Origin of the sequence: Streptomyces sp. NPDC087263 (assembly GCF_044744645.1) — a bacterium.
GTDB lineage: Bacteria > Actinomycetota > Actinomycetes > Streptomycetales > Streptomycetaceae > Streptomyces.
This window is the reverse complement of sequence record NZ_JBIUYT010000002.1, coordinates 760,999-771,974: the sequence shown is the minus strand read 5'-3', so window position 1 is coordinate 771,974 and position 10,976 is coordinate 760,999. Positions and strand designations below refer to the sequence as shown.

The following is a 10,976-nucleotide window of genomic DNA, read 5'->3' as shown; positions in this document are numbered from 1 at the left end:
GCATGGCCCTGTCTGCCTGTGCTGTACCGCCCCCACGACAGCGCACCACCGATTGAGGAGGATCCCTCAGATGGCAGTGATGCGTCACACCCGCCGAAGAATGGCCGGTATAGCAAGCGCGGCCCTCGTCCTCGGAGTCGTCTCCGCCCTCCCCGCGAACGCGGCGCCGGAGCGAGTAGGACAGATCCAGTACGCCGGCGCCGCCAACGCGGTCGCCGACAGCTACATCGTGACCCTCAAGGCGGACGCCGCGAAGGCCGGTTCCACCGAGGCCAAGGCCCTCGCCAAGGAGTACGGCGCCACCATCGAGCGTACGTACAAGAAGGCCCTGAACGGCTACGCGGTCGAGGCCACCGAGGCCGAGGCGAAGGAGTTCGCCGCCGACCCGGCGGTCGCCTCCGTCGTCCAGAACCGCACCTTCCACGTCAGTGCGACCCAGCCCAGCCCGCCCTCCTGGGGCCTGGACCGCATCGACCAGAAGACCCTTCCGCTCGACAACAGCTACACCTACCCGGATTCGGCCGGGACGGGCGTGACGGCGTACATCATTGACACCGGCGTACGCATCACGCACAGCGACTTCGGCACCCGTGCCTCCTACGGCTACGACGCCGTCGACAACGACAACACCGCGCAGGACGGCAACGGCCACGGCACGCACGTCGCGGGCACGGTCGCCGGAACCCTGCACGGCGTCGCGAAGAAGGCCAAGATCGTCGGCGTCCGTGTTCTCGACAACGCCGGCTCGGGCACGACCGCAGGGGTCGTCGCGGGCATCGACTGGGTGGCCGCGAACGCGGTCAAGCCGGCCGTCGCCAACCTGTCGCTCGGCGGCGGCGCGGACACCACGCTCGACACGGCCGTCCGCAACGCGATCGCCTCCGGGGTCACCTTCTCCATCGCGGCGGGCAACAGCAACGCGAACGCGGCGAACTACTCGCCCGCGCGCGTCACCGAGGCCATCACGGTCGGCGCGACCACCTCGACCGACGCCCGCGCCAGCTACTCCAACTACGGCACGGTCCTGGACATCTTCGCGCCGGGCTCCTCGATCACCTCGTCGTGGAACACCAGCGACACGGCCACGAGCACCATCTCCGGTACGTCGATGGCGGCACCGCACGTGGCGGGCGCGGCGGCGCTCTATCTGGCCGACAACCCGACGGCCACACCCGCGCAGGTGGCGACAGCGCTCATCAACCTCTCGTCGACCGGCGTGGTCACCGGACCCGGCACGGGCTCGCCGAACCGGTTGCTCAACGTCCCCGGCGGTACGACGACTCCGCCGCCGACCGGGCCGCGCTTCGAGAACACCGCCGACTATGCGATCGCCGACAACACCACCGTCGAGTCGCCGGTCACGGTGAGCGGGGTCACGGGCAACGCACCCGCGGCGCTGAGCGTGCCGGTGAACATCGTTCACACGTACATCGGTGACCTCCAGGTGCAACTGATCGCACCCGACGGCACGGCGTACACGCTGAAGGCGTACAGCACCGGCGGCAGCACCGACAACATCAACACCACGTACTCCGTGAACGCCTCTTCCGAGGTCGCCAACGGCGTATGGAAGCTGCGGGTCAGTGACAACGCGGCGCAGGACGTGGGGCGGATCGACTCCTGGGCCCTGCAGTTCTGAGCCCTGAGCCCTGAGCCCTGAGCCCTGAGCCCTGAGTTCTGAGTTCTGAGTTCTGAGTTCTGAGTTCTGAGCAGGGACAGCGACTACTCGTCCTCGCGGTACGGCTTCGGGTCCGTGACCCGGCCGGCCGCGAGGACGAGGCGTGAGGCGCCGTGCAGCGCAAGGAGGACGTCGAGCACGGGCCCCCGCATTCCGTCCCCGCTCGTGCCGCGTTTACGATGCGCCCAGCCGTACTGCTGTTCGTACGGCGCTTCGTACGCCGACCCCGCACCCGCCCGGACCAGGAGCAAGGTACGTACCTGTGGCCATATCCCCGCCGCCCGGCCCCCAGCAGCCCGAGGGCCAGTACCCGCCTCCAGGGACGCCTCCAGGGACGCCACCGGGCCCGTACCCACAGGGCCCCTACTCCCAAGGCCCGTACCAGCAGCAGCCGTTCCAGCAGCCCCACCAGCCCTGGGGCTACGGCTACCCCGCGCCCATCCCGCCGGTCCCCGTCAACGGGCTTGCGATCTCCGCGCTCGTGCTCGGCCTTCTCTGCTTCCTGCCCGGCGTCGGGCTGGTCCTCGGGATCGTCGCGTTGGGGCAGATCAAGAAGCGGGGCGAGCGGGGCAAGGAGATGGCGGTCGGGGGTGTGGTGCTGTCCTCGCTCGGGATGGTGCTGGCCCTGCTCGCGGTCACCACGGGCGGTGCGCGCGACTTCTGGGACGGCTTCAAGGAGGCGGCGAACGACTCGCAGAACAGCACCTTCTCGCTCGACAAGGGCGACTGCTTCGACGTGCCGGGCGGTTCGCTGGAGGGCATGACGTACGACGTCGACAAGGTGCCGTGCGAAGGTGAGCACCATGGCGAGGTGCTCGCGAACTTCCTGATGAGCGAAGGAAGTTACCCCGGTGACAGCGTGGTCGCGGACACCGCCGACGACAAGTGCTACACGCTCCAGGACACGTACGCGATGGACACCTGGGCCGTCCCGGACAATGTCGACCTGTACTACTTCACGCCGACCCGGGAGAGCTGGGGCCTGGGCGACCGCGAGATCACCTGCGTGTTCGGGAACGTCGAGGAGACGGCCAGTCTGACCGGCTCGCTGCGCCAGGACGCCACGACGCTCGACGCGGACCAACTCGCCTACCTGGAGGCCGCGCGCGTGCTGAACACGGCGATGGACTCGGTGCCTGACACGGAGTACGTCGAGGACGATCTGCCGGGTCACAAGGAGTGGGCGACCAGGGTGGCGGACGCCCTCACGGAGCAGGCGGGCATGCTCCGGGGCCACACCTTCGCCCCCGACGCCGCCGAGCCCGTCGCCACTCTCCTGAAGGACCTCGACCTCGCGCAGGAGGAGTGGGCGAAGGCGGCGGACGCGGGGGACGTGGACGCCTTCTACGTGCACTACGAGAAGGGGCTGGACCTCACCGACCCCGACAAGACGGTCACCACGCGCGAGGCTCTGGGCCTTGCCACCACCCCGCCGACGTACGGCGGGGACGGCGGCTCGGCGGACGACGGCGGAGGTGACCCCGATCTGGAGGTGTGACGGCGGCTATACCGGGGAGAAAGTGCCTGGGTAAAGCCCTTGGCAAGCGCAAGTCATCACATCGAGTGAATCTTTGGCCTTTGCTTGCGTGAGACAACCCACGGTTGCCAGGCTGTTGCTGTCTGTACAACCTGATGGGAGCGGCCAGTGACATTCGGTGAGCAGCCGGCCTACCTGCGCGTCGCGGGTGATCTCCGCCAGAAGATCGTCGACGGTTCACTGCCCCCGCACACCCGCCTCCCCTCGCAGGCCAGGATCCGCGAGGAGTACGGCGTCTCGGACACGGTCGCGCTGGAGGCACGCAAGGTGCTGATGGCCGAGGGCCTGGTCGAGGGCCGCTCCGGCTCGGGCACCTACGTACGGGAGCGACCGGTGCCGCGCAGCGTCGCCCGCTCCGGATACCGCCCGGACAGCGGCGCCACCCCGTTCCGTCAGGAGCAGGCCGACGTCTCCGCGCGAGGCACCTGGGAGTCCCGCAGCCGGCAGGTCGAGGCGAGCGCCGCGATCGCCGAGCGGCTCTCCGTGCAGCCCGGCGACCGCGTGATGTGCACGAACTACGTCTACCGGGACGGAGGTGAGGCGATGATGCTCTCCACGTCCTGGGAACCCCTCGCCGTCACCGGCCGTACGCCGGTGATGCTGCCCGAGGAGGGCCCGCTCGGCGGCATGGGTGTCGTCGAGCGCATGGCGGCCATCGACGTGATCGTGGACAACGTCACGGAGGAGGTGGGCGCCCGCCCAGGTCTCGCGGAGGAGCTCCTCTCGCTCGGCGGCGTTCCCGGGCACGTGGTCGTCGTGATCCAGCGGACGTTCTTCGCGTCGGGGCGTCCGGTGGAGACAGCGGACGTCGTCGTACCGGCGGACCGGTACCGGATCTCGTACCACCTGCCCGTGAAGTAGCCGAGGGGAGTGGGCGGCCGCGCCGGTGCAGCAGTCGAGGGCAGCGGGCGGCCGCGCCGGTGGAGTGGTCGCGAGGGGTGCGGTAGTGGCCGCCGGTTAAGTAGCCGCAGGGAGCGTGGCAGCAGCCGCCGGTGAAGTAGTCGCAGGGGGCGCGGCAGCAGCTGCCGCCGGTGAAGTGGCCCCCAAACCAGCCCGGTTGGAATCTGGCCTTTCTCAACAGCCGTACCCTGTAAGGACTTTGCCCTGCTCGGAGGCGTGGCGGAATGCGGTCGACGGCGCGTTCGGCGGCGTGCGCCCCAGGACTCAAGTCCACTTCCTGGCTTGTTGCGTACCTCTTTGTGAAAAGCCGTGTTCGCTGCGTGAAGGTTAGGCGTAGGCTCGGGCATATGCGGATTGCGGTTTCGTTAGAGGTCGAGGCAAGGCGGGGGCCCGGGGCGGGAAGCGGAGGGGCTCGATGAACGACGGCACGATCACTCTTCCCTGGCTCGTCATCCGGCAGGACGACAACGGCAATCGCTATCGCGTGGGCAGGTACGCGACCCGTGCCGAGGCACAGAAGATCGCGGACAGCCTCGACGACCGCGGACACAAGCAGCTCTACTGGGTCGAGCGGCTCGGCCAGAACGGGCAGAGCGCGAGCAGGTGATCCCGACCGGCGGGCGCGCCCGGGGGCCGGGGGCGCTCCCGTAGGCTCCGGCGCATGACCGAACGGACCGTGGTGGTCGGAGCCGCCCTCCTGAACGGCGGGCGACTGCTCGCCGCCCGCCGCAGCGCGCCCCCGGAGCTCGCCGGACGCTGGGAACTCCCCGGCGGCAAGGTCGAGCCCGGTGAGACCCCCGAACTGGCCCTGGCGCGCGAGCTGCACGAGGAACTCGGCGTCACCGCGGAGCCGGTCGGCCGCGTCCCGGGGGAGTGGCCCCTGAGAGTGCCGTACGTCCTCCAGGTGTGGACCGCACGGCTGCGCCCCAGCTCGCCCGATCCGCGGCCACTCCAGGACCACGACGAGCTGTGCTGGCTGACACCGGGCGAGATCTGGGACGTGGACTGGCTGGACCAGGACGTTCCCGCCGTGAAGGCGACGCTGCTGGTGTGGGACACCGGTCGGGTTGTAGGGCGAGATCTGGGACCGCTGGGTGGTCTGCTCAGGCCGTGAGATGCCGCTCAGGCTCTACCTGACGGCGGGCTCGGCCTGTGGTGGGGCCGGTGCCTTCTTGCGTGGCTGGGCGAGAACCACGGCTCCGACGACCGCCGCCGCTCCGAGGAACTGGAGCGGGCGTAGTGACTGGTCGAGGAAGAGGTAGCCGAGGACGGTCGCGCACAGCGGTGAGGCGAACGAGAGGAACGAGGCCGCGAGCGCCGGCAGCAGCGAGAGGCCGCGGAACCACAGGACGTACGCGATCAGCGCGCCGATGATGCTCAGATAGGCGAACCCGCCGACGTTGCCCCAGGTCAAATGGTCGGGAAGGGTCTCGCCGAGCAGCGTGACCGGCAGCAGGACGAGCCCGCCGACGGTGAGCTGCCAGCCGGTGAAGGTCAGCAGCGAGACCCCTTCGGGCCGGCCCCAGCGCTTGGTGAGCACGATGCCTGAGGCCATGGACAGGGCGCCGAGGAGACCCGCGACCACGCCGATGGTGTCGAGCCCGGCGTGCGGCTGAAGGACGAGCAGGGCGACACCGACGGCCGCGAGCAGGCAGGAGCCGATGTGCAGGGGCTGGATGCGGGCCTTGAGCAGGACCGCGCCGAGCAGCAGCACGATCATCGGCTGGACGGCCATGACCAGGGCGGCCACTCCGCCGGGCAGGTGGTAGGCGGCGAGGAAGAGGAAGTAGAAGAAGGCGCCGATGTTCAGCACCCCCAGCACGATGGCCCGCCACCACCAGATGCCCCTGGGCAGCACCCGGGTCCACAGCAGCAGGGCCAGACCGGCGGGCAGGGCCCGCACGGTGGAGGCCAGCAGCGGCCGGTCGGGCGGCAGGAACTCGGTGGTGATCAGGTAGGTGGAGCCCCATACGGCGGGGGCGAGCACGGTGAGCGCGGAGGTGCCCGCGCGGCGCTGGCTGTTCCCGCGCAGCCCTTCGGGCGACGGCAAGAAATTGATCTTGTTCACGGTGGTCATGACGGACGATCCCCTGTCGTTCGGTGAGTGACGTGCCGCGGTGCTGGGTGACATGTCTGCGGCAGACCGAGCCCGCCCCCGTCGCCCGCGGCCCGTCAGCGGCCGTAGGAGCTGCTGGTGGTGCCTTTTCCGTGGTGCTTTTCCGTGGCGCCCTGTGGTGGCCGTCAGCGCCCGTGGGTCTCGCTGGAACAGCTCGGCGCACGGTCCCGGCGGCCCGGGTGGAGCCGCTCCTCGGGCGGATAGCCCGGCGGCACGAGCAGCGCGATGTGCAGGTCGTCGCGGCCGGCGACCCCGATGGCCTTCTTGACCTTGTCCTCGGCCCAGCCGTTCATCGGGTTGGTCGCCAGGCCCGCGGCCTCGGCGGCGATCATCGCGTCCTTGACCGCGTACTCGCGATCGAGCCCCCGGGCACGCAGGTCCTCGTGGAAGAGCCGGGCGTCGTCGGGAGCGGCGGCCACGAACGTCTGGATTCTGCGGCGCGAGCGGATCACCCCTGCCACGGTGGAATGATCTGCCTCGACGGAACCCACGGAACCCACGGAACCCACGGAACCCACGGAACCCACGGAACCCACGGAAGCACCTTTCGACGTCGAACTATCTGACATCGAAGCTAATCGCCGAACTAGAATGAAGTCAAACAGTTTGACGTCGAATTAACGAAGGGGAGGTGGCCCACGTGCGCGACTCCGTCGACGAGATCCTCGATCAGTGGTCGGCCCTGCGAACCGACTTGGACCTCGATGCCATGGGTGCCGTCGGGCGCATCATGCGCCTCTCGCGGTTTGCAAGTGCCAGCATCAAGGATTACTTCGCGCAATACGGCATGGAGAGCTGGGAGTTCGACGTCCTCGCCACGCTCCGCCGCAGCGACGGGGCCCTCACCCCCAAGGCCCTCGCCGCGAGTGTCATGATCGGCTCGGCCGCCCTCACCAACCGCGTGGACCGTCTCGTGGCCCGAGGTCTGGTGACGCGCGATGCCATCCCCGGGAACCGCCGCAGCTTTCACATCAGCCTGACCGGCGAGGGGCGGGAACTCGTCGACCGCACTATCGAAGGTCACGTCCAGAACCAGCGCAGACTTCTCTCCGGTCTCGGTGACGGCGACTTCGAGGAGCTGGAACGGATCATGCGGGCCCTGCTCGTCTCGCTCGGGGACACTCGCTGACGTCCGGAGGTGGGGGCGCGTTGGATGACCTTCGTTCGGCGCTTCGTACGCCGTTCGCGCCACAGTGCGCCGTCAGGTGCGGTAAGGCGTCCCGGATATCGGGTATGTGCCAATTAACCCCATGAAACCGGACATGGGTGCGCTTCGGGCCTGGGAAGTGATCGGCGTGATCGACACCGAAGGCGACTGTGCCGAGTGGACCTTTCCCGCGGAGCCGGGAGCCGTCCGCAACGCTCGGGCCGTCGTCCGGGACCAGCTGCGCACCTGGCAGCTGGATTGCCTCGCTGATATTGCCGCGCTGCTGGTCAGCGAACTGGTGACGAACTCGCTGCGACATGCGACGGGCCCCATCGGCGTACGGCTGTTGCGGCGCGGCGGAGAGCCGGACGCCCTGCTGGTCGAGGTCTCCGACCCGCTGCCCGACCCTCCCCGCGAACGGACCGCCGACGTCGACGACGAAGGCGGCCGCGGACTACAGCTGGTGGCCAGATCCTCGCGTCGCTGGGGCACCCGGCCGGGGGACACCGGCAAGACGGTCTGGTTCGAGCTGGCGGTGCCTGGATGAGGGGGATCCGTCCGGAGCACGGGCCAAACGATTGGTTCAGGCCACTGGCGGTTGCCGGACTCTTGGATTCGACGGGGTGCCACCTGGTTAGAAGACTGGGAGTATGTCGCGGCCGGTCCAAAAATCATCGGGACCGTGCTGTGATCGTGAACACCGTGTTGTGTGGCGCCGTAGTACTGGATACTGCGGTCAGCCGCCCCCGGTGACCGGTGCCGGACGCGGTGAGCTGGAGGGGACGGTTCGCGTGAGCGAGATACCAGCGAAGGCCACGGAGTCCGAGGACCCGTCGGACGGCGCGAGGACTGGCGCCGTGGGTGACTCGGCCGTGGGTGACTCCGTCGTGCGTCGATCCACCTTGTCCCCCTTGGACGAGGGGATGGGCGACACGAGAGGCGGCAGGGCGGGCGACGGGATGTGGCAGAGCAGCCCGCCCGGCTCGATCTACGACTACATCAAGGTCGCCTCGTTCTCCATAGGCGCCGACGGACTGGTCGACCAGTGGAGTCTGCGCGCGGAGCAGCTCTTCGGGATATCCGCGGACCGCGCCGTCGGCATGGACCCCATAGCGGCGTTCGTCGCCCCGGACCGGCGTGACTTCGGACACCGCAAGATGGCGGAGATCCTCGACGGCCGGGAGTGGACCGGCGTGGTTCCCTTCCGGATGCCGCCCACCGAGACCGATCAGGACGGCACCGAGGGCCTCGCAGAGGTCTATGTGATGCCGACCACCAACGAGGACGGCGAGCGGGCCGCCGTGTGCATCGTCGTCGACGTCCGCACCCTCCGGCGGATTGAGACGGACCTCGCCGCCTCGCAGGCGATTTTCGGACAATCTCCGTTCGGCTTTCTGCTGATCGACACGGACCTGCGGGTCCGGCGTGCCAACCAGCGGTTCGCCTCGACCTTCGGCGGCACCCCCGCGGACCACCGCGGGCGCGGCGTCCACGACTATCTGCCGCGCTCCGAGGCCGAGCGTGTCGCCGCGACCCTGCGCCGTGTCCTGGAAACCGGCGACTCCATCACGGACATGCACGTCACAGGCCATGTGCCCGGCTCCGAAGAGCGCCGCCACTGGTCCATCAACCTCTACCGCGTGCACAGCGGCAGTGGCCGCCCCATCGGCATCGCCTGGCTCGGAACCGACATCACGGCCCGCCGCGCCGCAGCCCGCGAAGCCGCCTCCGCACGGCGCAATCTCGCTCTTCTGAACGAGGCCGGCGCCCGCATCGGCAACTCCCTCGACCTGGAGACCACCGCCCGCGAACTCCTCGACGTCGTCGTCCCCGGCTTCTGCGACCTTGCCACCGTCGACCTCTACCAGGGCCTCCTGGCCGGTGACGAGACCCCGCCGGGGCTCGCCGACGGCAGCGCCGAACTGCGCCGCGTCGCCTTCGCCAGTGCCGTCTCCGACGCGCCCCTCGCCGGCGGACCCGCGCCCGTCGCCGTCGGCGCCGTCCACCGCTTCCCGTTCAACTCGCCCTGCGCGGACGTCCTGCGCACGGCCCGCCCCCAGTACCTCCCCGCCGAAGAGGGCGGCCTCATCCAGTCCACGCTCGCCGTGCCGATGGTCGCGCACGACACCGTGGTGGGGCTCGTGCAGTTCTCGCGTACGAAGGGCAGCGAGCCGTTCGGGGACCGTGACCGGGCGCTTGCGGTGGAGCTCGCCGCGCGGGCCGCGGTCTGCATCGACAACGCACGCCTCTACCGCCGTGAGCACGAGCGCGCGCTCATCCTGCAGCGCTCCCTGCTGCCCCCGGGCGACCCCGAGGCCTCCGGCCTGGACATCGCCTGCCGGTATCTGCCCGGCAACGCGGCCACCGAGGTCGGCGGCGACTGGTTCGACGTCATCGAACTGCCCGGTCACCGCACCGCGTTGGTGGTCGGCGACGTGATGGGGCGCGGTCTGCGCGCGGCGGTCGCGATGGGAGAACTGCGCACCGCCGTACGGACGCTGGCCCTTCTCGACCTCGAACCGGCCGAGGTGCTCTCGGCGTTGGACGAGATCGCCCGCGGACTCGGCACGCCGGGCGGTGTCCAGCAGGCCACCCGCACGGCCCGCACATCCCGCGACGCCGATCTCTCCGAGGTCTACCTGGCCACCTGTGTGTACGCGGTCTACGACTCCGTCACGCGCCGGTGCACCTTCGCCAACGCTGGCCATCTGCCGCCGGTCCTGGTGGAGCCCGGCGAGGCCGCGCTGATGCTCGACGTGCCGCCGGGCATGCCGCTGGGTGTCGGCGGCGAGCCCTTCGAGGAGGTCGAGGTCGAACTTGCCGAGGGTGCTCTTTTGGCGCTCTACACGGATGGACTGGTCGAATCGCGCGACCATCCCCTCGACGAGGGCCTGCAAGCCTTCGTCAGCGCGCTGACCGACCCCTCCAGCCCCCTGGAGGACGTCTGCGACCACGTCCTCAACACCCTCGACACCCTGCACGGCGAGGACGACATCGCGTTGCTCATGGCACGGGTCCAGGGGCTGCCCGCCGACTCCGTCGGCGACTGGACCCTGCCGCGCGAGCCGCGCAGCGTGGGGCGGGCCCGGGAGTACGCGCGCACCCAGCTGGTGTCCTGGGGCCTCGAACCGCTCGTCGACACCGCCGAGCTGCTGGTCAGCGAACTGGTCACCAACGCCCTCCGCTACGGCGAGGGCGAGATCAGGCTCCGGCTCCTCCTCGACCGAACCCTGGTCTGCGAGGTCTGGGACGCCGGCCTCGTCCAGCCCCGCCGACGCCGCGCCCGCGACACGGACGAGGGCGGCCGCGGCCTCCAACTCGTCGGCCTTCTCTCCGCAGGTTGGGGCTCCCGACGCACACCACGCGGCAAGACAGTGTGGTTCGAACTCCCCCTCCCGCACGGAGGGAAGGCCCTGGCGGATCCGGCGGAGGCGCTGCTCAGCCTGTTCTGACGCCGGGGGGAGATCTTTTGGCCTGTCCGGCATTCGAGGACGAGGCAGTGCCGTCCCGATCCCCCACCCACCTTCGTCGGGGCTCCGCCCCGTTCCAGCCCGTCCGGCGTTTGAGGACGAGCGCGTTCAGCGTGATACGGGTGTCT

General features: G+C 69.8%; 11 protein-coding genes. 8 read left to right on the top strand and 3 right to left on the bottom strand.

Features of this window, described 5'->3' with window-relative positions:
- The first annotated feature begins 70 nt into the window (after positions 1–70).
- The gene (locus ACIPC1_RS08680; protein ID WP_402514528.1) at positions 71–1,639 is read left to right on the top strand and encodes a S8 family peptidase; all 1,569 of its coding nucleotides are present in this window, start codon (positions 71–73) and stop codon (positions 1,637–1,639) included.
- 83 nt (positions 1,640–1,722) lie between these two features.
- On the opposite strand, the gene ACIPC1_RS08675 is transcribed toward ACIPC1_RS08680, so the two are convergent.
- On the bottom strand, positions 1,723–1,929 hold the full coding sequence (locus ACIPC1_RS08675; protein WP_402514527.1) for a hypothetical protein: 207 nt from the start codon (positions 1,927–1,929) through the stop codon (positions 1,723–1,725).
- Between the two features lie 11 nt (positions 1,930–1,940).
- Between ACIPC1_RS08675 and ACIPC1_RS08670 the strand changes: the two genes are divergently transcribed.
- From ACIPC1_RS08670 to ACIPC1_RS08655, 4 genes are all read left to right on the top strand, one after another.
- On the top strand, positions 1,941–3,176 hold the full coding sequence (locus ACIPC1_RS08670; protein ID WP_402514525.1) for a DUF4190 domain-containing protein: 1,236 nt from the start codon (positions 1,941–1,943) through the stop codon (positions 3,174–3,176).
- A gap of 147 nt (positions 3,177–3,323) precedes the next feature.
- On the top strand, positions 3,324–4,076 hold the full coding sequence (locus ACIPC1_RS08665) for a GntR family transcriptional regulator (protein ID WP_402514522.1): 753 nt from the start codon (positions 3,324–3,326) through the stop codon (positions 4,074–4,076).
- A gap of 454 nt (positions 4,077–4,530) precedes the next feature.
- On the top strand, positions 4,531–4,722 hold the full coding sequence (locus tag ACIPC1_RS08660) for an SPOR domain-containing protein (RefSeq protein ID WP_384388765.1): 192 nt from the start codon (positions 4,531–4,533) through the stop codon (positions 4,720–4,722).
- Between the two features lie 54 nt (positions 4,723–4,776).
- A complete protein-coding gene (locus ACIPC1_RS08655; RefSeq protein WP_402514519.1) occupies positions 4,777–5,229 on the top strand; it encodes a (deoxy)nucleoside triphosphate pyrophosphohydrolase in 453 nt (150 codons plus the stop codon).
- A 15-nt stretch (positions 5,230–5,244) separates the two neighbouring features.
- Here ACIPC1_RS08655 and ACIPC1_RS08650 read toward each other — a convergent pair whose 3' ends face one another.
- Together ACIPC1_RS08650 and ACIPC1_RS08645 are read right to left on the bottom strand one after the other, a co-directional pair.
- Entirely contained in the window at positions 5,245–6,192 is a 948-nt protein-coding gene (locus ACIPC1_RS08650) for an EamA family transporter (RefSeq protein ID WP_402514517.1), read from the bottom strand.
- A 164-nt stretch (positions 6,193–6,356) separates the two neighbouring features.
- Positions 6,357–6,692 carry a hypothetical protein gene (locus tag ACIPC1_RS08645; protein WP_402514516.1) on the bottom strand — a complete coding sequence of 112 codons (336 nt, stop codon included), beginning with the start codon at positions 6,690–6,692 and terminating at the stop codon, positions 6,357–6,359.
- 179 nt (positions 6,693–6,871) lie between these two features.
- On the opposite strand from ACIPC1_RS08645, the gene ACIPC1_RS08640 reads away from it, so the two are divergent.
- The 3 genes from ACIPC1_RS08640 (at position 6,872) to ACIPC1_RS08630 (ending at position 10,830) form a co-directional block, all read left to right on the top strand.
- On the top strand, positions 6,872–7,360 hold the full coding sequence (locus tag ACIPC1_RS08640) for a MarR family winged helix-turn-helix transcriptional regulator (protein ID WP_402514515.1): 489 nt from the start codon (positions 6,872–6,874) through the stop codon (positions 7,358–7,360).
- Positions 7,361–7,493: 133 nt separating this feature from the next.
- Positions 7,494–7,925 (top strand): ATP-binding protein, encoded by a 432-nt coding sequence (locus tag ACIPC1_RS08635; RefSeq protein ID WP_402514878.1) that lies wholly within the window; start codon positions 7,494–7,496, stop codon positions 7,923–7,925.
- A 244-nt stretch (positions 7,926–8,169) separates the two neighbouring features.
- Positions 8,170–10,830: a SpoIIE family protein phosphatase gene (locus ACIPC1_RS08630; RefSeq protein ID WP_402514512.1), complete on the top strand. Its 2,661-nt coding sequence runs from the start codon at positions 8,170–8,172 to the stop codon at positions 10,828–10,830.
- Positions 10,831–10,976: the final 146 nt, after the last annotated feature.